This is a genomic window from Priestia sp. FSL W8-0001 (genome assembly GCF_038050335.1).
In the GTDB taxonomy this organism is placed as follows: Bacteria; Bacillota; Bacilli; order Bacillales; family Bacillaceae_H; genus Priestia; species Priestia flexa.
Window position 1 is genome coordinate 1,125,943 of the sequence record NZ_JBBPAL010000001.1, and the last position, 22,670, is coordinate 1,148,612.

General features: G+C 38.0%; 30 protein-coding genes, 2 pseudogenes and 1 riboswitch. Of the genes and pseudogenes, 28 read left to right on the top strand and 4 right to left on the bottom strand.

Going from position 1 to position 22,670, the window contains the following annotated elements; translation table 11 throughout:
• The first annotated feature begins 524 nt into the window (after positions 1 to 524).
• From MKZ18_RS05875 to MKZ18_RS05950, 17 genes and pseudogenes are all read left to right on the top strand, one after another.
• Positions 525 to 692, top strand: a complete 168-nt coding sequence (locus MKZ18_RS05875; RefSeq protein ID WP_374955875.1) for a recombinase family protein — start codon at positions 525 to 527, stop codon at positions 690 to 692.
• A 101-nt stretch (positions 693 to 793) separates the two neighbouring features.
• Positions 794 to 1,324: a zincin-like metallopeptidase toxin domain-containing protein gene (locus MKZ18_RS05880; RefSeq protein WP_340842995.1), complete on the top strand. Its 531-nt coding sequence runs from the start codon at positions 794 to 796 to the stop codon at positions 1,322 to 1,324.
• Positions 1,324 to 1,584, top strand: coding sequence for a hypothetical protein (locus MKZ18_RS05885; protein ID WP_340842831.1), 261 nt, complete (start codon positions 1,324 to 1,326; stop codon positions 1,582 to 1,584). The genes MKZ18_RS05880 and MKZ18_RS05885 overlap by 1 nt, the downstream gene beginning before the upstream one ends.
• A 437-nt stretch (positions 1,585 to 2,021) precedes the next feature.
• Positions 2,022 to 2,189, top strand: coding sequence for a recombinase family protein (locus MKZ18_RS05890; RefSeq protein ID WP_445677368.1), 168 nt, complete (start codon positions 2,022 to 2,024; stop codon positions 2,187 to 2,189).
• A gap of 77 nt (positions 2,190 to 2,266) precedes the next feature.
• Positions 2,267 to 2,788 carry an HNH/ENDO VII family nuclease gene (locus MKZ18_RS05895; protein ID WP_340842829.1) on the top strand — a complete coding sequence of 174 codons (522 nt, stop codon included), beginning with the start codon at positions 2,267 to 2,269 and terminating at the stop codon, positions 2,786 to 2,788.
• Positions 2,789 to 2,803: 15 nt separating this feature from the next.
• Positions 2,804 to 3,253, top strand: a complete 450-nt coding sequence (locus MKZ18_RS05900) for an SMI1/KNR4 family protein (RefSeq protein ID WP_025910107.1) — start codon at positions 2,804 to 2,806, stop codon at positions 3,251 to 3,253.
• 338 nt (positions 3,254 to 3,591) lie between these two features.
• A complete protein-coding gene (locus MKZ18_RS05905) occupies positions 3,592 to 4,560 on the top strand; it encodes a YwqJ-related putative deaminase (protein ID WP_340842827.1) in 969 nt (322 codons plus the stop codon).
• Positions 4,550 to 5,011 (top strand): toxin-antitoxin system YwqK family antitoxin, encoded by a 462-nt coding sequence (locus MKZ18_RS05910; RefSeq protein ID WP_076514054.1) that lies wholly within the window; start codon positions 4,550 to 4,552, stop codon positions 5,009 to 5,011. Before MKZ18_RS05905 ends, MKZ18_RS05910 begins: the two co-directional genes overlap by 11 nt.
• A gap of 36 nt (positions 5,012 to 5,047) precedes the next feature.
• On the top strand, positions 5,048 to 5,767 hold the full coding sequence (locus MKZ18_RS05915) for an endonuclease V (protein ID WP_076514053.1): 720 nt from the start codon (positions 5,048 to 5,050) through the stop codon (positions 5,765 to 5,767).
• A gap of 690 nt (positions 5,768 to 6,457) precedes the next feature.
• Positions 6,458 to 6,790 (top strand): annotated as a pseudogene (locus tag MKZ18_RS21050) (T7SS effector LXG polymorphic toxin); the annotation flags it as partial.
• A gap of 11 nt (positions 6,791 to 6,801) precedes the next feature.
• Positions 6,802 to 7,194 carry a CDI toxin immunity protein gene (locus MKZ18_RS05925; RefSeq protein ID WP_061785934.1) on the top strand — a complete coding sequence of 131 codons (393 nt, stop codon included), beginning with the start codon at positions 6,802 to 6,804 and terminating at the stop codon, positions 7,192 to 7,194.
• Between the two features lie 121 nt (positions 7,195 to 7,315).
• The gene (locus tag MKZ18_RS05930; RefSeq protein WP_061785933.1) at positions 7,316 to 7,525 is read left to right on the top strand and encodes a hypothetical protein; all 210 of its coding nucleotides are present in this window, start codon (positions 7,316 to 7,318) and stop codon (positions 7,523 to 7,525) included.
• Positions 7,526 to 7,669: 144 nt separating this feature from the next.
• Positions 7,670 to 8,110, top strand: a complete 441-nt coding sequence (locus tag MKZ18_RS05935; protein ID WP_061785932.1) for an Hsp20/alpha crystallin family protein — start codon at positions 7,670 to 7,672, stop codon at positions 8,108 to 8,110.
• 2 nt (positions 8,111 to 8,112) lie between these two features.
• Positions 8,113 to 8,310, top strand: coding sequence for a hypothetical protein (locus MKZ18_RS05940; protein ID WP_061785931.1), 198 nt, complete (start codon positions 8,113 to 8,115; stop codon positions 8,308 to 8,310).
• 127 nt (positions 8,311 to 8,437) lie between these two features.
• Positions 8,438 to 8,626 (top strand): annotated as a pseudogene (locus tag MKZ18_RS21055) (IS5/IS1182 family transposase); the annotation flags it as partial.
• Positions 8,584 to 8,862, top strand: coding sequence for an RNase A-like domain-containing protein (locus MKZ18_RS05945; RefSeq protein ID WP_138117593.1), 279 nt, complete (start codon positions 8,584 to 8,586; stop codon positions 8,860 to 8,862). The pseudogene MKZ18_RS21055 and the gene MKZ18_RS05945, both read left to right, overlap by 43 nt.
• A gap of 17 nt (positions 8,863 to 8,879) precedes the next feature.
• Positions 8,880 to 9,179 (top strand): contact-dependent growth inhibition system immunity protein, encoded by a 300-nt coding sequence (locus tag MKZ18_RS05950; protein ID WP_061785929.1) that lies wholly within the window; start codon positions 8,880 to 8,882, stop codon positions 9,177 to 9,179.
• Positions 9,180 to 9,865: 686 nt separating this feature from the next.
• Here MKZ18_RS05950 and MKZ18_RS05955 read toward each other — a convergent pair.
• Positions 9,866 to 10,051, bottom strand: a complete 186-nt coding sequence (locus tag MKZ18_RS05955; RefSeq protein WP_061785928.1) for a hypothetical protein — start codon at positions 10,049 to 10,051, stop codon at positions 9,866 to 9,868.
• Between the two features lie 224 nt (positions 10,052 to 10,275).
• Here MKZ18_RS05955 and MKZ18_RS05960 point away from each other — a divergent pair, with 224 nt between their 5' ends.
• The 6 genes from MKZ18_RS05960 to MKZ18_RS05985 all read left to right on the top strand — a co-directional run bounded on the left by MKZ18_RS05960 (position 10,276) and on the right by MKZ18_RS05985 (position 15,303).
• Positions 10,276 to 10,914 (top strand): LysE family transporter, encoded by a 639-nt coding sequence (locus MKZ18_RS05960; protein WP_061785927.1) that lies wholly within the window; start codon positions 10,276 to 10,278, stop codon positions 10,912 to 10,914.
• 210 nt (positions 10,915 to 11,124) lie between these two features.
• Positions 11,125 to 11,228: riboswitch (purine riboswitch) on the top strand.
• Positions 11,229 to 11,424: 196 nt separating this feature from the next.
• The gene (locus MKZ18_RS05965) at positions 11,425 to 11,796 is read left to right on the top strand and encodes a hypothetical protein (protein ID WP_061785926.1); all 372 of its coding nucleotides are present in this window, start codon (positions 11,425 to 11,427) and stop codon (positions 11,794 to 11,796) included.
• Positions 11,797 to 11,808: 12 nt separating this feature from the next.
• Positions 11,809 to 12,369 carry a DUF5381 family protein gene (locus tag MKZ18_RS05970; RefSeq protein ID WP_061785925.1) on the top strand — a complete coding sequence of 187 codons (561 nt, stop codon included), beginning with the start codon at positions 11,809 to 11,811 and terminating at the stop codon, positions 12,367 to 12,369.
• 392 nt (positions 12,370 to 12,761) lie between these two features.
• Complete coding sequence (locus MKZ18_RS05975; protein ID WP_061785924.1) at positions 12,762 to 13,484, top strand: TerC family protein; 723 nt, start codon at positions 12,762 to 12,764, stop codon at positions 13,482 to 13,484.
• A gap of 207 nt (positions 13,485 to 13,691) precedes the next feature.
• Positions 13,692 to 13,877: a hypothetical protein gene (locus MKZ18_RS05980; RefSeq protein ID WP_061785923.1), complete on the top strand. Its 186-nt coding sequence runs from the start codon at positions 13,692 to 13,694 to the stop codon at positions 13,875 to 13,877.
• Positions 13,878 to 13,959: 82 nt separating this feature from the next.
• On the top strand, positions 13,960 to 15,303 hold the full coding sequence (locus tag MKZ18_RS05985) for an NAD(P)/FAD-dependent oxidoreductase (RefSeq protein ID WP_061785922.1): 1,344 nt from the start codon (positions 13,960 to 13,962) through the stop codon (positions 15,301 to 15,303).
• Positions 15,304 to 15,571: 268 nt separating this feature from the next.
• On the opposite strand, the gene MKZ18_RS05990 is transcribed toward MKZ18_RS05985, so the two are convergent.
• The 3 genes from MKZ18_RS05990 to MKZ18_RS06000 are packed head-to-tail and all read right to left on the bottom strand — an operon-like array spanning position 15,572 to position 17,062.
• Complete coding sequence (locus MKZ18_RS05990) at positions 15,572 to 15,721, bottom strand: hypothetical protein (protein WP_167556160.1); 150 nt, start codon at positions 15,719 to 15,721, stop codon at positions 15,572 to 15,574.
• Positions 15,722 to 15,742: 21 nt separating this feature from the next.
• Positions 15,743 to 16,402 carry a hypothetical protein gene (locus MKZ18_RS05995; protein WP_061785921.1) on the bottom strand — a complete coding sequence of 220 codons (660 nt, stop codon included), beginning with the start codon at positions 16,400 to 16,402 and terminating at the stop codon, positions 15,743 to 15,745.
• Between the two features lie 21 nt (positions 16,403 to 16,423).
• The gene (locus MKZ18_RS06000; protein WP_061785920.1) at positions 16,424 to 17,062 is read right to left on the bottom strand and encodes an alpha/beta family hydrolase; all 639 of its coding nucleotides are present in this window, start codon (positions 17,060 to 17,062) and stop codon (positions 16,424 to 16,426) included.
• A gap of 218 nt (positions 17,063 to 17,280) precedes the next feature.
• On the opposite strand from MKZ18_RS06000, the gene MKZ18_RS06005 reads away from it, so the two are divergent.
• The 5 genes from MKZ18_RS06005 to MKZ18_RS06025 are packed head-to-tail and all read left to right on the top strand — an operon-like array spanning position 17,281 to position 22,618.
• Entirely contained in the window at positions 17,281 to 18,420 is a 1,140-nt protein-coding gene (locus MKZ18_RS06005; protein ID WP_061785919.1) for an amidohydrolase, read from the top strand.
• Entirely contained in the window at positions 18,417 to 19,247 is an 831-nt protein-coding gene (locus tag MKZ18_RS06010) for a MurR/RpiR family transcriptional regulator (RefSeq protein WP_061785918.1), read from the top strand. Before MKZ18_RS06005 ends, MKZ18_RS06010 begins: the two co-directional genes overlap by 4 nt.
• Before the next feature lie 13 nt (positions 19,248 to 19,260).
• The gene (locus MKZ18_RS06015; RefSeq protein WP_061785917.1) at positions 19,261 to 20,085 is read left to right on the top strand and encodes a hypothetical protein; all 825 of its coding nucleotides are present in this window, start codon (positions 19,261 to 19,263) and stop codon (positions 20,083 to 20,085) included.
• Between the two features lie 16 nt (positions 20,086 to 20,101).
• Positions 20,102 to 21,211: an o-succinylbenzoate synthase gene (gene menC, locus MKZ18_RS06020; RefSeq protein WP_061785916.1), complete on the top strand. Its 1,110-nt coding sequence runs from the start codon at positions 20,102 to 20,104 to the stop codon at positions 21,209 to 21,211.
• 33 nt (positions 21,212 to 21,244) lie between these two features.
• Positions 21,245 to 22,618, top strand: a complete 1,374-nt coding sequence (locus MKZ18_RS06025; protein WP_061785915.1) for a YjiH family protein — start codon at positions 21,245 to 21,247, stop codon at positions 22,616 to 22,618.
• Positions 22,619 to 22,670: the final 52 nt, after the last annotated feature.

The window sequence follows — 22,670 nt, forward strand, 5'->3', positions numbered from 1 at the left end:
TTACCTTGATTGGCTATATGCCTTTCAAAGCTTTTGGTATATAAAATTTTATGGTTAAAAATAAACTAACATTTGAATCAAATACTTATGATGGTAAGCGATATACGAATGACAAAGCTCGTGGTGATAAAGGGAGAGATACATTGTACATGAGAAAATGAATGAAACAATATAATAAAATAGACTTAAGTTGGACGATATGAAATTGCTTATGTGAAATTCATAGCTCATGATGGTTGTACCACCATGGAGTTTTGTTTAATACTTGGTTAGTGTAAAAAGTACGATAATTAGACGAGATGACATTTTACATAATAGGGATAGTTATTACATGGAATAGCTAACAAACTAACGAGAATGACAAAGCTCATGATGATAAACAAGGGTAACGTGAAAGAGTGTTCTTATATTGCCTTGGCTTTTTAGTTTTGGGTTGTAATATTCCTAGAGACGGTCGTATAATACTCGCTATTCGTTTAAAAACGTTACGAAAATTACAATTTATGTAACAGGAGGGTGAAAAGTTGAATGTTGTTGGGTATATACGAGTTTCTACACAAGGACAAGCAAGAGATGGTTATAGCTTGAAATATCAAGAAGATGAAATTAAAGTATACTGTAAAGAAAATGGATGGAACTTGAAACATATTTATAGAGATAAGGAATTAGCGGTGCCGCCACGAAGAAACTGAATGAAGGTGCCGCAGCCATTCATGTGCATACGCAGTCAGCTCTGCAGAACTTGGGTCTAAATAAGCTGGATAATCGTTTAGCGTATCCAGGTGTTAGATCTGTGAAGGGGAATGGCGGGTATCAGTTTATTGAGCGTGTGGATGGTGGTAATGGGGTTGGGACGAAGGTTAGGGATGAGAGTGGTAAGGGTACGGGTAAGATTGATTATGTGGAAGAAACAGGTCGCCTTGGTGGTAAACACTATAGTGAAAAAGACTTGAGACTTTTAGGCAATTATCTTGAAAAAAGAGGAGTAACACTCAAGGTTGGAGATGAGTTTTTGCCACCAGGAAAAGGAGGAGGCTTTAACTATAATACTGGGGAACTGGTATTGAAAAGTAACCCCACACAATATGAAGTTTGGCATGAATTGTCACACTATATTCAATATAAACAAATCGGGAAAGAGGCTTATTCAAATTTGCCTCGTACTAGCGGACCAGTTCCAATGAATGATTTAACAAAATTCAATGCTCCTGAGCAATTTGTTTATGATATGTTATCAAATAACCCAAAAAGATGGAATTCCTTAAACGAAGCTGAGCAACTACATGCTAACTGGTATATAACACAATATGGAGGTATTCGATAATGAAGTTATCGAGAGAAAGAGCAGAACAACTGGCGCTTGAGTATGTAAATAAAGATAGGAATGAAAACTTCAAATTAGAACTAATAGGTGTGGAAATATCTAGAATTTCTCCAAAATATTGGGCTGCTACTTTTGAAGTTAGAACTTCAGAAGGGGATATTTTAGAGGGTCCTTTACTTATACTTGTGGATGATAATTTAGAAAAAGCAATGAGTTTAGAAGAGGCTGTCGAATCTCACATAGCTAATAGAGATAAGTAAAGTAGCCTTTCAGAACCAGATTGAATGAACCTTGATTGGCTAAATGCCTTTCAAGGTTTTTTACTTTAATTTATACTAAATCAGCTGATATTTGAGTGAGACAATAAGAAAATGATTTTTTTGAGAATCGAGAGCTCATGATGGTTGTACCATCAAGGAGTATCGTTTTAATACTTTACGGGAAATGAATAGGAAAGAGAAATAGGCGAGATGACATTTTACATGGCAGGAATAGTTATGATATGGAATGGTTGACAAACCAACGAGATTGACAAAGCTCGTGGCGATAAAAGGTAGGTTACGTAAGAAGGTTACTAGTTTAGCAACAGGGCAGACAAAAATTGGGTTGTATTTTTACAAGAGACGGTCGTATAATACTCGCTATTCGTCTAAAAGCATTACATAAATTTTAATTTCCGTAACGGGAGGGTGAAAAGTTGAACGTTGTTGGGTATATACGAGTCTCGACTCAAGGGCAAGCAAGAGATGGATATAGCTTGAAATGTCAAGAAGATGAAATTAAAGTATACTGTAAAGAAAATGGATGGAACTTGAAACATATTTATAGAGATAAGGAATTAGCGGTGCCGCCACGAAGAAACTGAATGAAGGTGCCGCAGCCATTCATGTGCGTACGCAGTCAGCTCTGTAGAACTTGGGTCTAAATAAGCTGGATAATCGTTTGGAGTATCCAGGTGTTGGATCTGTGAAGGGGCATGGTGGGTATCAGTTTATTGAGCGTGTGGATGGTGGTAATGGGGTTGGGACGAAGGTTAGGGATGAGAGTGGTAAAGGCACGGGTAAAGAATATAAAAACTATAAGGATGTAGAACATACTGGAACAACTAAAGTTAATGGAGAAGTAAGGGATATTAGCAGACGGGTTTTTCAAAGATTAGATATTGATTATATGAGAATTGACCCTAAAACTGGTATGACAAATCTCCAATTGATGAAAAAAGGAAGAACACCAATTTGGCAAGATGGGACTGCTATAGAACTTCATCATTTAATTCAAAGAGAGCCCGGATCAATGGTGGAGCTCCCGGGTAGTATGCATAAGGAGTATTATAAAATATTGCATGGATTAGTGGAGAATGGTGGAAGCTTTAGAAACGACCCTGTGTTAAAAAAGCAATATGAAAATTTTAGGTCGAAATATTGGAGATGGAGAGCTAAGCAAATAGATAAAGCTGAATTATAAAAGGAGGAATTTTGAATGAATAAAGAGGAATTAACCAATTTTATTAAGATAAATATGGAATCAGATGACTTTACTGGTGGAGTAGATAAAAAACAAGTTGATTATGTTCAAGATACCCTACAGTTAAAATTGCCAGAAAGTTATAAGTGGTTTTTAACTAATTATGGCTCCGGTGGATTATTTGGTGTTGATATTTTAGGGGTTGCTAAGTCTAATATAGCTTCTGTTGTTATTGAAACAGAGAGTTATAGGGATTTAGGGATGAGTGAGAATTTAGTAGTTATTGAAGATATTGGGGAATATGCTTATTGTCTAGACACTAGTAATATGGAAAACAATGAGTGTCCAGTAATAGCATGGGATAGACAAGGTGGACTTGATGACTACAATACAGCAAAGAATTTTTATGAGTTTTTATCACAAAGGTTATTGGATGCAAAAGAAGTATGGGAAGAAGAGTTTTAATATAGATAAATAGAAAGAAATTATAAATGAGATTGCTGAAAATCACAAACTTTTGATGGTTGTACCATTAAGAGTTTGTATAATGATATTTTGTTTGTAAAAGATTGCCATATAATTATGCGGGACGCCGTTTTAATCTAATGGAGTATTTTATATAGCTAACTATAAAGCACTTGGTTGTCTGGTAGGCAACAAGTGCTTTTTGTAAATAAGGATTGTAATAGCGTATGAAGTAATGAAGATGGTTTTAAAGTTCGTTACTCAAGTAGATAAACAATCAGCATAATGTAAAAGACATGACGCACACAGTTAACGAGACATAGAATGACCTCGTACATATGGTCCAGCATCCAGTCGAAACAGCAGAAAGCATCGGTGAAGGAGTCAAAGCTGTTTGGGATGATCCAAAAGGCGTAGCTAAAACCATCGGTAATGAGATAAAAGACTCCTGGAATGAACAGGTCATAAACGGCGATGCAAAAAGCAGAGGCTACTACTTCTCCTACCTAACCGCTAACGTTGCCATGAGCATAGTCGGCACAAAAGGAGCGGACAAGCTCGCAAAAACGACGAAGCTTGAACAACTCAGCGGTGCCACCACGAAGAAACTGAATGAAGGTGCCGCAGCCATTCATGTGCATACGCAGTCAGCTCTGCAGAACTTGGGACTGGATAATCGTTTAGCGTATCCAGGTGTTGGATCTGTGAAGGGGCATGGCGGGTATCAGTTTATTGAGCGTGTGGATGGTGGTAATGGGGTTGGGACGAAGGTTAGGGATGAGAAGGTTGCTGAGGTTACAGGGAAAAGTCGAATAGAATATTTACGTAATAGATATGGTAAATTTACATCAGAAGAGCTAAATTATCGAATTAACTTACGCAGTGAGACACTTATAGAATTGCAAAAGTTAAAAGAAACAGGGATAAGTAAGAAAAAATTAGGTCCAGCTTTTGCTGGAGTGTATGATAAGACAACTGGTGAAATTTATTATGCAATAAATGAATACGATGGAATTTTGCCAGACTTTCATCCTCTAATAAAGTCAAGGTATGATCTTATGCCAAAAGAAGTTATTGAATCATATGAGTTTACAAAAGGTGCCGATACACATGCTGAAGTAATTGCATTGAATAAGGCTTTAAAGGAAAACCCTCAAGCTGATTTGGATAATTTTGTTATCAATGTAATTCGTACAGGTCAAAATAGAACAAAACCAGCTGGAATGATGTTTCCAAGATGTCCTCATTGTGCTTATCTTACAGATGAATTTGAAATAATTACGGAGGTTTCAAAAAATGTCAAATGAATTATTAACTAAGGAGTATATAATACAGAACGGCTTAGAGTTTGAAGAGCACTTAGAGTATGGGGGACCATATGACTTAGCAATAGTAGAATATACTGCTGATGGTAAAGAAAGGTTGTTTACGGGATTGGCTTACGATCTTTATGAAAATGGAAATATAGAAAGTTATTTCTACGTTGAAAATGGTTTTAAACAAGGGAAGTATGTAGAGTTTTATTCGAATGGTACTATAAAAAGGGTTGGACATATGAATAAAAATTCAGCAGATGGATATCAGGTTGAATTCTTTGAAAATGGAATGAAAAAGTATGAATCAGAATGTATTGCTGGACGTGAAATGGTTTATAAAAAGTATAATGAACAAGGAGAAATTAGAAATCAAAAAACAGAGCCTAGTGAATGGGATTTATTATATGCTGAAAAATTCAGTAATGATAAAAATACAAAATAATAATATGATTGAACAGCTTTGTAAGTGGTGATTAATATGAATAATGATAAATTAAATTATTTCATAAAAGAATTTAAAAATGAACAACAAGTACTTTTACCAAGAGTAAATCTAAAAAATGATTTTCAATTGGAAGAAATAGAGTCAGTTGCAGGAGTAGATTTAGCGTATTGGGAAGCAAGTGAAAAGACGTTTGGTGTTTGTTGTATTGTGGTTATTGATTTTAGTACACACGAAGTTCTTGAAAAAGTATATAGTTATGGAGAAATAACAGTTCCTTATATCTCAGGTTTTCTGGCCTTTCGTGAATTGCCATTGATTAAGGAAGCAGCAAAAAAACTTACTAAATATCCTGATCTTTATATGTTTGATGGAAACGGCTACTTACATTATCGTCACATGGGTATCGCTACCCACGCCTCCTTTTTTCTAAATAAACCAACTATTGGTGTAGCAAAAAGTTATCTTAAAATTCAAGACGTAGATTTTATTATGCCAGAGAATTCAATAGGAGCTTACACCGATATTGTAATAAATAATGAAGTTTATGGTCGAGCGTTAAGAACGACAAAAAATGTAAATCCTATATTTGTATCTTGTGGTAACTGGGTTGATTTAGATACAAGCACTGAAGTTGCTATGAACTGTATTAATAATGAGAGTCGTTTACCTATCCCTGTTAGGTTAGCAGACTTAGAAACGCATAAGGTAAGGAAGAAGTTAATAGAGAGAATGAAGGAACTTGAAGAAAAGTAAACAAAAAAGCACTTGGTGGTCTGATAGGCAACAGGTGCTTTTTTTGCCAATAATTATTGAAGTAGATGCAATAACTTTTGTACAAATAAAAGCTATGGATAAGAAAGAGTGTCATAGCGTATGAAGTAATGAAGATGGTTTTAAAGTTCGTTACTCAAGTAGATAAACAATCAGCATAATGTAAAAGACATGACGCACACAGTTAACGAGACATAGAATGACCTCGTACATATGGTAGAAGACCCAAAAGGAACGTTACAAAGCATCGGTGAAGGAGTCAAAGCTGTTTGGGATGATCCAAAAGGCGTAGCTAAAACCATCGGTAATGAGATAAAAGACTCCTGGAATGAACAGGTCATAAACGGCGATGCAAAAAGCAGAGGCCACTACTTCTCCTACCTAACCGCTAACGTTGCCATGAGCATAGTCGGCACAAAGGGAGCGGACAAGCTCGCAAAAATGACGAAGTTTGAACAACTCAGCGGTGCCGCCACGAAGAAACTGAATGAAGGTGCCGCAGCCATTAACGTGCGTACGCAGTCAGCTCTGCAGAACTTGGGTCTAAATAAGCTGGATAATCGTTTAGCGTATCCAGGTGTTGGATCTGTGAAGGGGCATGGCGGGTATCAGTTTATTGAGCGTGTGGATGGTGGTAATGGGGTTGGGACGAAGGTTAGGGATGAGAGTGGTAAGGGTATAGGAAAAGGGGAACAAGTATTAGATAAGGTCAAAACATATGAACAAGCTAGAAATAAGGTACTAGACCTAGTTGGAGATTTAGGACCAAACTCACAGCCATATACAGGTACTCTTAAGTCAAGTGCTGGATATGGTCAAGTTGTTGGTAGGCAGTCTGCTGACGGAAAAGTAAGATGGAGATTAGATTATGACCCAAATAAGGTGCCGCATATAAATATTGAGGATTTTCGTAATGGTAAAGGGGCTAATGCCCGAAAAATAGCTGTACCGTTTGAGGGTAACGAAAGCACCTTTAAATCTTTATTAAAACATTTGAATAGATAAGGGGACTTTAGATGAGTTTATTTGATGAGTGTATTGAAGCACTAGGTGAGGATGTACATGTCTTTTCTGATAATAATAGAGAGCAAATATTAAGTAATTTTGAAAGTTCATTTCCGTTTAAGTGGGGGCGTATTGAATGGGAGAAAGTGTCTAATAATGCTGAAGTGAATACAGTTGATGAGATAATCTCCTTTTTAGACCAAAACGCGAATGAATACAGTAATGTTGTTTATGTAATTTGGGACGAAGGAACTTTACCTATTATTCAAACTACTTTAGATAAAGTACTTAAAGATATAGATGATGTTACTGCTGTAAGTTTTGATACATGGATATTTTCGCTATCTACAGGATATGTTATTGAAATATTTCATGATGGTGAAGTAAGAGTAGGATTTAAGTAAAATTGATTTAACCTTGATTGGCTTGGGACTGACCCCTGTTTTTGAGACAGGAATCAAAACACCTTTTAAACACGCAGCACCTCCTGGTACAATACATGTATCAATCAAAGGAGGTGTTAGTATGCAACATAAAAAATATTCACTGTATAAAAATGGAGTATACTTACATGATTTTGATACTATGACTGAATGCTCCAAATGGTTAGAGAATATTATAGGAGGCTCTTTGTATCAGGGCTTGAGCAGGATTAGAGATGGAAAATGGATACCTGATGAAAGGTCACAGCTTTTTGGATATGAGGTTAAAACTAATGAAACTGAGGAGAGCTAATTAGGCTCTCCTTTTTCTGTAATAGGATGCTTTTCTAAAACTGACGCAGCTTATCCCTTAAATGAATAATTTCATAGTAAATGAATAATTACATAGTAAATGTAAAAAATATATTTGTTAAAAATAACTAAGGAGATGATACAAATGGCATTAATACCTTATGATCCATTTAGACAATTAACTAACATTAGGAGAGATTTTGACAGATTATTCAATGATTTCCCTTTTCATTTAGACAATGAAATGAATCAATTGGGGAATATAAGAGTGGATGTTCATGAAACAGATAAAGAGGTAGTAGCAACTTGTGACATTCCAGGCTTACAGAGTAAAGAAGATGTAAACATTGATATTGAAAATAATGTATTGAGAATTAGTGGCTCAATTAACAGAACTAATGAGATTAAAGAAGAGAATATGCATAGGAGAGAAAGATACACAGGTAGCTTTCACAGAGCCGTTACACTACCAACTCCTGTTTCTGAGGAAGATATAAAGGCTTCTTATAAGAATGGTGTACTAGAAGTTATCATGCCTAAACAAACTCAAACAAATAAAAAGAGAATTGATGTGGATTTCCATTAAAAATGAGCAGTTTGCTACCTGTAATGAAAGAGTTTGGCAGGGATTACTTGCAGGAAGTTGCTGAGGAACAACCTGACCTAGTTGATTTGCTAATTTTAAGCTGCCATTTACCTCAGGGAAAGAAAAAAATTATTTTAAATGAGCTGACTAATAATATTAAAAATTCCTACCAGAGGCTGGGACAAAACGCTCCTAAATAAACTAAAAAAGCCGGTGCAGTTTTACGACGAGTAAAATTGCACTGGCTTTATATTTTTACAATAAAATAAGGACCACTTCTGATAAAATTAAGTTACCACACCAAATCATATCGAAAGAAGGATCCTTATGTTTAAAAATTATAACATGAATCAATTAATTCTACCTTTAGATCTTGAAATAAAACTGCAAAATAATGATAGTGCACTCTCTATTCACCATTTAGTTGAAAGTATCCCACAAGAAGCGCTCGAACCATTCCTTCGAAATACCGGCTGTCCTGCCTATCATCCTCTTTTACAGATAGGGCTACTGCTGAGAAAGTTGCTAGTAAAGTTCTTAATAACTCTAAGAATATCGAAAAAATTCAAAAGTGGCTATCTGACTCAAATAGTAGACCTAAATTACAATTGAAATACCAGGGTAACGGAGAAATAATTGGCAAGAGTGTTTCAAGAAATTCGGAAGTAGTGGAGAATGTAACAAACGCAAAGATTATTCTAAAAAAGAGTAACGATGGTAATTTTATTTTAACAGGATATCCTGTTAAATAGAAAGAAGGGAAAGGTTTATGGATAAAAACTATAATTACTTAGATGAATTTGAAGATTTTTTAGGAGGTACATTTCATCAAGATATTAGTTCTCCTGAGCAAGCCTTAGATGAATTTATAAATGAAGTCAGTAGAGAATGTTTGGTGTCTACAATAAATGATTGTGAAGAATTCTTAAATAATCATTTAACAAAAGAAGAGAAAGAAGAATTTATTCAAAGTAATACAGAAGTTTATTTTCCAGCTATTGAAGTAACTCCTTTACAGTGGCTGTATACATTAGTAGAACAGATGCGAGAAGGATTAAAAACAAAGTAAAGGTACTGGTTCAAAAACTTTATTGATTCAATGCCTTTCAAGGTTTTTACATTAATCTATATTAAAGTTTCGAACAGTAAGGAAACATGTGCTTAGAAATAGAGAACGTAGGATGATAGTTCTCTTTTAATAATAAAAGGTATAGGTATCCAACAGCCAGAAACCAATCAGTATAATCGAAATGTAGCTCATATTGTGCTAGCTGTTTTCAAAATCAGAAACAGGTAGAGTTACTATGAGATGCGACTCTTTAACACGAGCATTAAAAGTATATAGTTATAAAAATGTCTTAATTATTGAATGCAAAAACAGACTAAAGATGATTGGTAGATTAGATACAGTTTATGAAATAAATAATGGTCTAGAAGATCAAGAATAAGACTTCCAATAATATGATGATATTGCGTTTATAGTACAACAAATCTTGTTGTCTCCAACTATGGAAGATGATTTATATAAATGGTTAAAAGAGAGGAATTCATTAATAGAAGTTTCTGCGTATGAAGGCACTCCACTTGCTATTTACTTACCAGACCTTCGAAAAATATGGGGAGAGAAGAAGAGGCAGTAAGGTAATTAATGAATAAACATTGAAAAAATTAAGCACTTAATTGTCTCCTGTAGACGATAAGTGCTTTTTCACGTTCTCATATTCATATAAACTCATTCTTGTTTAATGTTTATATTTAATCAATAAAAGCTAAAGTCAGCTGATTATCACTTAACCTTAGTTTCTCACCTTTTGAAACTTTATCTCCTAAGTACGTTTGGAATTTGGTAAAGCTAGCAAGAATGCTGTCTTTCTTTTCTTGGCTCATTTCGTTTAGCTTATTCTCTACCTTGTTTTCAACTGTTTTCGTATTATTGTTCATTTTCAACTCTCCTCCTAATAAAGTAATGTCATTCTTATAAGTTAAGTCACCTAATTATTGGTATGTAAACCTATTATTGCATTTAAATGTGCTAGATAAGTATTTAGTCATAATAGTTCAATCTTTTACCGAGCCGTTATGCAGCAATTCGCAGCTAAGTAGATTATCTCAAAAGGTATGGTCATATCTTATAGAAAGACAAGCTATGGAGTTGGAGGGATAACGTGACTATTCTAATTATTCATCTAGTGGTATTGGGAATCAGTCTTGCAGCACCATTAGGGCCGATTAAAGTTGAGATGATCAAGCGAGGAATTGCAGGTGGTTTTTGGCCTTCTTGGCTTATCGGTCTGGGAGGAGTTACGGGAGATTTCCTGTTTCTAGTCGTCATTTATTTAGGAGCTGAACATTTATTTCAACATCACTTTGTGGTTGTGTTTACATATTTGTTAGGCGGTTTTTTTCTCATTAAACTCGGAATAAGCAACCTATCGAAACAGCATTCGTTCAAGCAGGAAGATATGACAACCACTTTGGCTCCGTGGTATAAAACATTTTTCGTTGGTTTTTTAATTGCGTTATTAAATCCTTTAAATATTGTATTTTGGTTTGGGGTTTATGGCTCTACCTTACAGGAAATGACGCAGACGATGTCTCATTCTCTTTCTTTTCTCTACAGTTTATTTATTCTAGGGGGAATTATCCTTTGGAATCTGAACGTGGCTTTCACGGTACACTTCGGTCGAAATCTTTTGACAGATAAATTTTTGAAAAATATCTCGGTGGTTGCTGGGGGTGTGTTGATTTTATATGGTGTGCGTTTTATCGTTCGGTTTGGTAAAGAGATTTTAGCGTTTATATAAAGAAGAATAAGCACTTGAAGTCTGAGAAGGCAGTAAGTGCTTTTTTATATGGATAATAAAAAAAAGTAATATTTAACTATAAATGGATTTAAAGAACATATATGATATTTATTTAAATTATTGTAAAAAATGTTTAAAGATGCAATATGATAGAGTGGTTTCATACAGGTTATCATTTCCGATTTATGGATATAACCTTAGATTACTATCTGTAATGTTAAATTTAAAAATCGTATATCCTCAGAAATATGGTCTGAGAGTCTCTACCCAATTCCCGTATAAAGAATTGGACTACGAGTTAAATTTTACTTTATTGGTGTTAAGAATTAATTTAAAAAGAATAATAGTGTGGGTGTACTTTAATAATTAGTACTTATTAGATGGGAGCATTTGATACAAAGCCCCATTCTCTTAAGCTGTTACTTTGTAAGACACTTACACTTTATTTAAGCATAGTTACTTGCGTTTAACATAAGTAATACGTGCGTTCTACAGGAAATAAAATGTCTGATGCTGATAATTCGAAATTTAGCAAAGCAGCTCGAGGGCTTGCTTGAAGAGTTTAGTGATGTAGAGCACCTCTGTGCAGCAATCAGTCGTTGGACATCTCAATTAACAGTAGCAGATATTCAAGCAACTAGTAGTTTTTTAATGGATTTAAATACTAGGAAATCGAGAATAAATACAATGATGGTACTTGCTTACAACCAACATAACAACCCGGAGCCTGAGGATATTTGCTTTTTCATTCCAGGTAAGCAGAATGACTGGGTTCTCGCTAGAAATGAGGACAATCGATTTAATTTAGAGCTTACAAGCAAAGCTTTCTTGAAAACGTTTATTCCTTCCTCTATATTTAAAATAAATGAAACTATTGGATAAGGAGAACGAATAATGTTATTAAATATGAAGCATTCTGGTGATGAAGTTCATATTAAAGGAAGCATGTTATATTATGTAATCCAGTTTATATTTTATATAGGTGGTTTATTTGGAACAGCACTTTTAATCATTGATGGTTTAGGCTTTAATTCAACTTTTTCACTTCAATGGTTAATTGGAGGGATTGTACTGTTTCCAGTTATGGCTTATCTATTCATATGGTATATTCCTGGTATAATTCCTGGGAAAACTATTATTTCATTTGTTCCAGGACCAAACGGTTATTTTAAGACCAAAAAAGGCAATGTGTCATTCAAGAACATACAAAAAGCAGAAGTGCGTCGCAATGGTTTCACCCTGATCAATGTTTTGGTAATTATCACGCATGATAAAAAACAATATCGAATTCCTACCTATAATTTAGTAGATGAAACTGGAATTGATTTAATGATTGACAAGTATGTTTATCCATATATGACGCCTGATGCTCGAAAGGTATGGAATGAGCAAGTGAATTTCGAGAAACTACATGAACTTATCAAATATAAGCGAGAAGATAACATGAATATGTAACATAAATCATTTCACGTAAAAGGCCTTATGCAGTAATATCTCACTACTGAATGGAGTTTTTTATACATTTTTCAGCTTAGGGAAGTTATTGACTATACTCTTTGGCAGAAGATGATTGTTAAGTAGGGAAAAAGTTTTGTTGTATAAACTTTTACTTTGATATACTATTTGGAATGTAGTAGAATAATTCTATTAACAAAGTCAAGCGTGCTTCAAAGCACATTGAGTGATCGACGTTTGGTTTTTGAGGTTTCGAACGCTTAGGCTCGGAGCCTTTTTGTTGTTTGAACGAACGATTGCAGCGCTTGCTTCGTTTAAGAATAGCTTCTTGGTTCTAAACAGTATATCTTACAGGCAGTGTTCCTGTAAGTAAAAAGGAGAAGACGATAAGCATGGAAAATGAGCTTTTCACTTTAGGCGTCGCGATTTCATCAACAGCTATTATTGCGTTATTAAAAATCATTCTTATTGACATTATCTTATCTGGAGATAATGCAGTCGTAATTGCGATGGCTACACGGAATTTACCAAAAGAGCTGCAAAATAAAGCGATTTTTTGGGGAACGTTTGGAGCGGTCGTTCTACGCATCGGGTTTGCGGCAGTTATCGTATACCTACTGAAAATTCCATTTGTGACAATCATCGGCGGCGTGTTGCTTCTGTGGATTGCGTACAAAGTACTGGTGGAAGAAGAAGATAGTTCAAATATTAAGTCTTATAACGGCTTAGGAAAAGCGATTCAAACAATTATTATCGCAGACGCAGTGATGAGTCTTGATAACGTAGTAGCGGTTGCTGGGGCTGCAAATGGTCATATTGGAATGGTTGCCCTTGGAGTATTGATTAGTATTCCAATTATGATTTTTGGTTCAAAAGCTATCGTGAAAGCAATGGACAAGTATCCGTGGATTGCCTACGTTGGAGCTGGAATTTTAGCTTGGACGGCAGCTGAAATGATTTTAAAAGACAAAAGCGTTGGCGAGCTGCTTCACATTCATCACGGGATTGCGACCTATCTGATTCAAGCAGTCGTAGTTGTTCTCATTTTGTTTGCTGGCTACAGCAAGAACAAAAGAATTAAAGAGAAAAACGATAGAGTTAAACAATCAGCATAATACGCAAAAGGGAGCGAGTGGTATTCGCTCTCTTTTTTTAGTATCTGTATCTTTGATAGAATGTAGTACATGGATCAGGAAAGAAGCATCATATGTGAAGACGTAGGAGAAAGGAGAAAGCAGAAAGTAGAAAATAATGGTCATAAACTCTTTCATATTGCGAAGTGCTGCGATTCTTTGTAAAGTTGTACTATAGGAGTGATGAACATGAGTGAACGATGGCTTTCAAAGCAGTTTATCCCCATCTATTTTACTGCGACAGTGCTTGTGTTTTTATTGTTCAAAGTATTAGGTTCTACGTGGCTGCAATCCTTTGTGATTAGCTTGCCATTTTTAATTGCAGGGATGGCTGCGGTTGGTGAAAACCGCGATCGTCGTAAAAACAGCAAATAGATTGCTAGAGCGAGAAGCTGCGCTGTTCGGTATTTAACCAGCGTAGCTTCTACGTATATAAAAGAGTATGAGGTGAAGCGATGTGTATGATGTTGTCATTATTGGAGTAGGCGTAAGCGGGGTGTTTTTAGCGTACACGCTGGCAAGACAAAGCCAAAACGTACTGCTTATTGATAAGGGAAAACAGCTCCATAAAAGGTCATGTCCTCTTGATGAAGGGAAGCTTTGCAGTTGTGACGTGTGCGGAAAATATTACGGTTTTGCAGGACTCGGAAAGTCAGAAGGAAAGTTTAATTACACCAATGATTTTGGCGGAGATTTAGAGCAAAAAGTAGGTCCAGAAGAAGCGCTTCGTCTCATGAAAGAAGTGGACGATGTGCTTTATTCGTTCGGAGGGGATGAAGTCAAGCTGTATTCCACAGTCAATCCAGACCTTGTAAAGAATGCAGAAGTACATGGTCTCCAGCTTCTTTCAACGGAAGTCCGACACTTAGGAACAGCTCGTTCGACTGCTATTTTCCAGCGCATATACGACGTATTGAAGTCACGAATTGACATATGGTTTGAAGTAGACGTCAAGCGCATTGAGAAACAAGAAAATGAGTTTAAAATTGTTTCAAATAAAGGGGATGTACAAGCACGTCGCGTCGTGGTCGCAACAGGTAGGTCAGGGAACGACTGGGTTGAAGAACAATTCTCAGCTCTCGGTGTGAAGAAAGGATCAACTCGCTTAGATTTAGGAATACGTATTGAAATGCACGGTCGCCAGCTCAATCGTTTGTTAGAGCATACGTTTGAAACAAAGCTTTCTTCCGAACATGAAGGCGTCATTTCGTATACATACTGTATGAATCCAAAGGGCCGCATTATTAGAAAGTACCAGGAAGGATTGGTCATGCCAGATGGTCAGAACTATAGAGAAGAAGGAAGCGGTACGGCAAACCTAAACTTTACGCTTTTTACACCGGCGTATTTTAATACGCTGCAAGAAGCGAACACCTATGCGCAAAATGTGATTGGTGAACTAAACGCCGGTGGAGATCAGATTGTCGTGCAGCGCTTGTCCGACTTGCGACGTCAAAAAGCAACCTCCAAGGAAGACATGAGCGGTAATCGGATTCAGCCAACGCTTAGCGCTACCGAGGGGAATTTATTGAACTATGTTCCAACTGATTATATTTCTGCATTAGAAGCCTTTTTGGAAAAGCTCGAAGGATTGCTTGGAGAAAGCATTCACGAAGATACGCTTCTTTATGGAATGGACGGGAAGTTTTATTCGCCGGTTGTGGAAACCAATGAATACTTCGAAACTAATGTGAAAGAGCTGTACGTTATTGGAGATAGCTCTGGCGTTACGCATTCGCTCTCTCAAGCAGCGGCGAGCGGGATGTATGTAGGTGAAGTGTTCAATGAAAAAGTCTTGTGATGGTTTGTTAAGAATCTATTATTCTAGTACGATAAATCTGATATTTGACTATAATAAACAAACGCTCAAAATGCTTTGAGCGTTTGTAGGAAAGAAGTATACGGTTAATGTAAAATGAAAATAGAGATAAGACCCGCAATGAAAATGATGATAAATAAAAATAAGTCTGTATCTATGAAGTCTTTTTTCTTGTTGTGGTTAGTTGGTGTCGGTTTTTTCAATGATTATTGAACCTCTTTCTTATTCTAATTTTTCCTTATGGATATTTTTACTTACCAAATGCTTGAAACACAAAAACAATCGCATAAAGGGGAATAGCAACAATGAGTACTCCAGTCAAGAAATAGCATAAGCTTCGTACGAGAAACTTCATGATGTCATACAGAGAACCAGCAATGTCGTCAATGAACTTCAACATGTCTACCACCTGCTTTTGTTTTTAGTGAAAACGGCATTTTAACACGTAGATGCTGTCGTATTCTTTTAGCTCTTTTTCGTGAGCTTTTGGATTTTTTAAATAGTTTAGCTGAATGCTTGATATGGAATCTTCAGAAGAATAAGCCATGTAGCCTAGTGGCATGTCTCCATCAATTTTTTGTACGTCTTGATAAAAGCCTTCCCACGTGCCAGCTAAGTTCTCTTTTTCTTCAATGTTCCTTTTTTCTGTGAAGCTTAACCCAGCGCTGCCCGTTTGATTTCCAACCTTTAAGTTAAACATAGTAATGACTTCTTCTCCGTCTTCATCTTCCGGATAAATATCGCTAGAAGTGAAAATAATCAGTCCTTCTTTGTCCACTTCTGTAGATAACTCATTTAGCTTTTCTACAAATAGCCCCTTTTCATACTTTTCAACCCAAACGTCGACTTCTTTCTTCTTGCTACCAGAGTCATATTCAAAGACAAACGCTTGATTAGTATTAATCAGCATATCCTCTCTTGCCGTTAGAGAATGCGTGACGTTTTTAATTGTTTCGTTTTTTAAGGTTGGTCCTTTGCTACTAGTAACTTGGTCAGAGCTGTTTGAAAAAAACATTGTCATGAAGCCTCCAACCGCTAATAGGAAAAGAACTAATAAAAAAGCGATTTTTCCTTTTGACATGGTTTGTACCCTCCTTTTTAATCAATGCTGTTTCACTATATGTAGAGACTTCTTCATATTATTCATGACGTTCATGAGAGCTGTGAGAGATGCGTGCGCATTTATCAGATGAACGTCTAATGAGTGATCTCCATCTTTTATGACGTCAATTTGAAAATTTGTCATGTGAAGCTGTTGAAGCTTTTGCTTGTCGTAGTGAACATCTTGGTCTCCGATCACAAGTAGCCCCTGGTGCCTGCTTTTTTGAAGGCTTGTAAACAGCTCAGGAAAGTTTAGCAGAGGAGTCAAGAGGAGCATTGTCGCACCTGCAAAGCGGTCTTGCTTCATGAAGTTGTGAAGGATTGGAACGGTCCCCAGCGACTTTCCTATAAAAATGATTTCTTCATATGAATATGTCTCTAAAATATGCATCAAGATAGGTTCGATATCTTTCATCATCGTATCAGCAACGATTTGAAGCGACTGCTTTAAAAAGTCGCGGTTGTAGCTGTAGTGAACGTGTACAACATCAATCCCTTCTTCAAGCATGAGCATCGTAGAATAGTAGAATAGAGGTTTCTCATAGTGATAGCCAAGACCTGAAAGCATAATACATACTTTTTTTGAACCACGGTGAATGTGGGTATAAGGAACAGAGTGATAGGGAAGTGTTTGTTTCATCGATTACTCTCCTTAGTTAATTTTTACTATTTTAACATTTATTTCATTATTTTTGAAGAGGTTATATATTTGCATAGTATTTTAGTTCATATTCCAATATTTCATAGTGCTCTAAAGCTATTGTTTATTGTCAGAAAGTTATGATATTATAAGAATCAAGTGAAGGAAAAACTTCATTGATGAATAAATATGAAGTTTTGAGTGCGAAGGAGGATGGAATGAACCAGTCATACGTAAAAAAGATGAAAAATGACATTTATAAAACTTATGAACATCTGCATACATATCCAGAATCAAGCAGTGAGGAAAAAGAAACGTCAGCTTATATTCAAAAGAAGCTAGAGGATGCTGGATACAGCGTTCGCACATTCTCAGAACATTACGGATTAACTGCTGAGCTTCAAGGTGCTTCTTCCGAAGTGGTAGCGTTCCGAGCTGATTTAGATGCGGTCGTGCAGTGGATGGACGGAGAGCTAAAAGCCAATCACTCGTGCGGGCACGATGCTCATAGCACCATGCTTTTGTACACGGCTCTTGCGCTTAAGAAAATGAATATCAAGCCTCAAAAAACGATTCGCTTTTTGTTTCAACCATCAGAAGAAACCGGGGCGGGAGCGAAGCAAATGATTGAATCAGGGTGCTTGCAAAACGTGACGGAGCTGTATGGCATGCACGTAAGACCTGAGTGGGAAGTAGAGGATAAGAAAGCATCTCCCGTTATTTTACACGGCTCAGCCTGTGCAGTTCATGGCATCGTTCACGGTGTACAAGCTCATGCGTCACGACCCGAATTTGGTAAAAATGCGATTGAAATCGCAGCGGACCTTGTACAGATGCTAAGAGGTTTACGCTTAACAAAAACGAATGATTATTCAGTCAAAATGACGAAGCTGCAAGCTGGAGGAGATAGCACAAATGTAATTCCTGATGAAGCTGTGTTTGCTTTGGATTTGCGAGCCAATACAAATGAAGCGATGGATGAATTGAAATCGCGAGTGGAGCACATCCTCTCTCACCTGACTTCAATACATGAAGTAGCAATCGATTATCATTTTGAAGGACGTACATACGCTGCGGTTCCAAACGTTCATACCATTCAAATTGCGACACAGGCCATTCAGTCTGTACTAGGTGACGATGGATTAGTATCTGTCTGCGAAACGAAAGGTGCTGAAGACTTTCACGTGTACACGAAAGAAACGGGCGTTGCTTCGACGATGATCGGTCTTGGGTGTGGATTAAAGCATGGCCTTCATCATCCTGACATGATGTTTAATAAAGAAGCGCTGCTAACCGGAACAAACATTTATCTAACTCTTGCTCTTTTGGCCTCAAAAGCAGAGGTGCAGGGAGAATGAGTGCGCAGCGATTTGAACAGGTAGTAAAAGAAGCGTTTCCTCATTTATCATCAGGGCAAAAGAAGGTTGCTCAGTATTTACTGGATTCCCTTCAAGAAGCGTCGTTTCAAACGGCAGCAGAAATTGGTCGCGCCTCGGGAGTCAGCGAAACGACAGTTATTCGCCTTTCATACTCTCTTGGCTTTCAAAGCTTTTCACAAATGCACGATGCGATTCAGCAGCGCGTAATGGGACACGAAAAAACAGTTAAAAAAGAAGAGAATCAAAACGTTCTTAAGCGCGTGTTAGAAAGCGAACTGAACATCATCTGCCGCTTGGAAAATGAGGAGAACACTCAGAGAATTTGGGAAGTGGTAGACAGACTGATTCACGCAGATCAAGTACTGGTTGCCGGATACCGAACTTCATACGGAGCAGCACACTGGTTTTCAATGATGCTTTCGACGCTTCGGGAACGCGTGCGGTTAGTCAATCAGCCGGGAGATATTCAAGAAAGTCTTTGCGATTTAACACCCGAGTCAGTCATTGTTGTCCTGTCGTTTCCCCGCTATGCAAAGGAAGCGACAAAGCTTGCGGCTTACGCTAAGAAAGTTGGGGTAACGGTAATTGCCGTTACCGATCGTATTTTATCGCCGGTTGGTGAGCTAGCTGACATTACGCTTTTAACAGAGACAAACGTCCAGTCAGGTTGCAACTCAATCGCCCCGGTCATTACGCTTTTGGACTTAGTGCTCACCGCATATCAAGAAAAAAATCCCGCTGGCGTTCAACAGCGTCAGCAAAAGCTTGAGAGCTTATATACACATCAAGATACATACATGGAATAAGCGAGGAGATAATATGACGAATTTACATATGGACGAGCTCGTCATTCGGCGGGTGGAGCATCCAGACGAACTGCGAAAAGTAGGGAATTTAGAGCGAACAATCTGGAAGGGAGAAGATCCGGTTCCAGTTGAAATGATGGTCGCAACGATTCGAAACGGAGGGCTGGTGTTAGGAGCTTTTCTTGAAGACAAGCTCATTGGGTTTCAGTATTCATTTCCAGGCTTTGACGGCAAGCAATCCTATCTATGCTCTCACAGCTTGGGCATTTTAAAAGAATATCGTAGCTATGGTATTGGGCAAAAGCTGAAGTGGGTGCAGCGACAAGAAGCAAAGAAGCTAGGTTATGAGCTGCTTGCATGGACATATGATCCGCTTGAAACAGCAAATGCTAACTTGAATTTGCGAAAGCTCGGCGGAATTGGAGCAGCCTATAAAGAAAATTACTACGGTGAACTAAACGACATTCTAAATGCAGGAATACCGTCGGACCGCTTTGTGGTGCATTGGTGGATTCAAAGCGACCGCGTGCAGAAACGAGAAGAAAAGGAATACGCGGAATGGAGCGTTAAGGAAGACAATATTCTATTAAACTATGTGCTAAATAATCAAGAGTTACCAACTCCTGCACCTATGAACTCTACATTAATGCATGACGTGTTATTCGTAGCGGTGCCCGCTCGCTATCAAGAGGTAAAGGCAAAAAATCAAGACCTGGCGCTACAGTGGCGCTTAAAAACAAGGGAAGCATTGAGCAAAGCTCTAGACTGTGGCTATGAAGTCACGGACTTTGTGAAAACAAACGGAGATATTCATTACTACGTAGTGACAAAAAAATAAGGTAGGGGGAAACGAGATGGAGATTCAGCACATTATTTTGCGCCACGTGAAAATGGAGCTTTTAGAACCATTCACAACGAGCATCTTCACCGAAACGCATAAAGAATTTATCCTAGTAGAAATCCTAGGAAAAAACGGCTTATCGGGGTGGGCAGAGTCTGTTGCTTCACCAGAGCCTTACTATAAAGAAGAAACGCTCAAAACAAATTGGCACATCATGGAGGATTATTTAATTCCGCTTTTACTTCAACATCCTGTGTCCCACCCGAGCGAACTTCAGAAGTTGTTTGAACCGATTCGGGGCAACTCCATGGCGAAAGCAGCGCTTGAAGGGGCAATGTGGGACTTATACGCAAGAAGCAACAACGAGCCGCTTTGGAAAGCACTTGGCGGGACGAAAAAAACCATTGATGTTGGGGTTAGTTTAGGGATTAAAGATTCAGAGTATGAGCTATTAAAAGCGGTGGAAAAAAACTGTGAAGAAGGATATAAGCGAATTAAGCTAAAGGTAAAGCCAGGCTGGGATCTCGATATTTTAAAAGCAGTTCGCACGCGCTTCCCGGATATTTCTTTGATGGCAGATGCGAACTCAGCGTATACGCTAGGTGACATTGATCACTTAAAAGCGTTTGATGAATTTAACCTCATGATGATTGAGCAGCCGCTCGCTTATGACGATATCATTGACCATGCGAAGCTGCAGCGCGAGCTTCAAACGCCGCTTTGCTTAGATGAAAGCATTTATACGCTTGATGATGCAAGGCATGCGATTGAGTTAGGAAGCTGTAAAATTATTAATATTAAAATTGGCCGCGTTGGTGGACTCTATGAATCGAAGCAGATTCATGATCTTTGTAAAGAGCACGGCATACCTGTCTGGTGTGGAGGGATGCTGGAAGCTGGTGTAGGGCGTGCTCATAACGTTGCCATTACGACGCTCGATAACTTTACGCTTCCTGGGGACACGTCAGCCTCTTCTCGCTATTTTTCAAGCGATATCACAGACCCTGCGATTACAGTTGAAAATGGAGTGATTACCGTACCAACCACACCGGGGGTTGGCTTTGAACCAAACCGCAAGCGAATTGAAGAGCGTACGCACTACAGCAAGCTTTATAAACTTTGAGGGATATAGACTTTAAGGGGGGAGGGAGCGCCAGTGAGTAGCGTTCCAGCAAAGAAGGTACAGGATAAGGGGTATAGTAGAGGAGATTATGTTCGATTTATTGTTCCATCCGTATTAGGAATTTTATTGTTTATGATTCCCATTCCGATGGAAGATGGAACGACCGTTTTCGTCGCGTTTGTTGCAAACTGGCTTGGTGATGTATTTGCATCAACAATTCCAATGATTGCTGCTGTTTTAATGGGAATTACGTTTATTGGAACATGCGTTGCCAAGTGGGGAAAACCTGACTTTATCATGAACTCACCGTTTTTAAAGAATTTGTTTGATGTCAGCATCCCGTTTTTTTTAGCACGTACGCTGGGCTTCTTACTTGCAGCAATGGTTGTGTTAGGCATAGGCCCCGCTTTTATTACGTCTGACGACACGGGAGGCTTTTTATTAACGGGTCTTGTGCCAGTGCTGCTGACAACATTCTTACTTGCTGGCTTTTTCTTACCGCTTCTTTTGGATTTTGGTTTACTTGATTTATGTGGCGTCTTGTTTGCTAAGCTGATGCGTCCACTTTTTAAACTTCCAGGACGTTCTTCCATGGACTGTTTAGCATCTTGGATTGGTGACGGGACAATTGGTGTGTTCCTAACGAGCAAGCAGTATGAAGACGGGCATTATACAGAGCGAGAAGCAGCGATTATTAGCACAACGTTCTCGGTTGTATCTATTACGTTTTCAATCGTCGTAATCACCGAGATTGGCCTTGCCCACATGTTCGTTCCGTATTATTTAACGATTGTTGCTGTAGGGTTGGTGCTAGCGTTTATCATGCCGCGCATTCCACCATTATCTCTCAAGAAAAATACGTATTTTAAAGAAATTGAGCGTGAAGACGAATCGTTTATTCCAAAAGGTCAAACGCCGTTTCAGTGGGGAACTGAAAAAGCGATTGAGCAAGCGCGTAAAAACGGAAGCGTGTCTACGTTTTTTAGAAACGGTACAAAAAACGTATTGGATATGTGGCTAGCGGTTATTCCAGTTGTCATGACAATCGGGACCATTTCGGTTATCGTAGCAGAATACACCCCGTTTTTTGAATGGATAGGAAAGCCGTTCGTGCCGCTGTTAGGGCTGATGGGGGTACCGGAAGCAGCTGATGCATCCGTGTCCATTTTAGTTGGCTTTGCAGATATGTTTTTACCAGCGATTCTAAGCAGTGGAATTGAAAGTGAAATGACACGCTTTATCATCGCATGTTTATCGGTAACGCAGCTTGTGTACATGTCTGAGGTTGGAGGATTAATTCTGGGATCTAAGCTTCCGATTCGTTTTAAAGATCTTGTGCTCGTTTTTATCCTTCGCACAGCAATTGCTCTTCCGCTTATCGTGCTGATCGCACACTTCATATTCTAATAACGGCTAGCCTGCTTCTGGAAGCAGGCTAGCTTTTTTTAGCTTGTTTTTG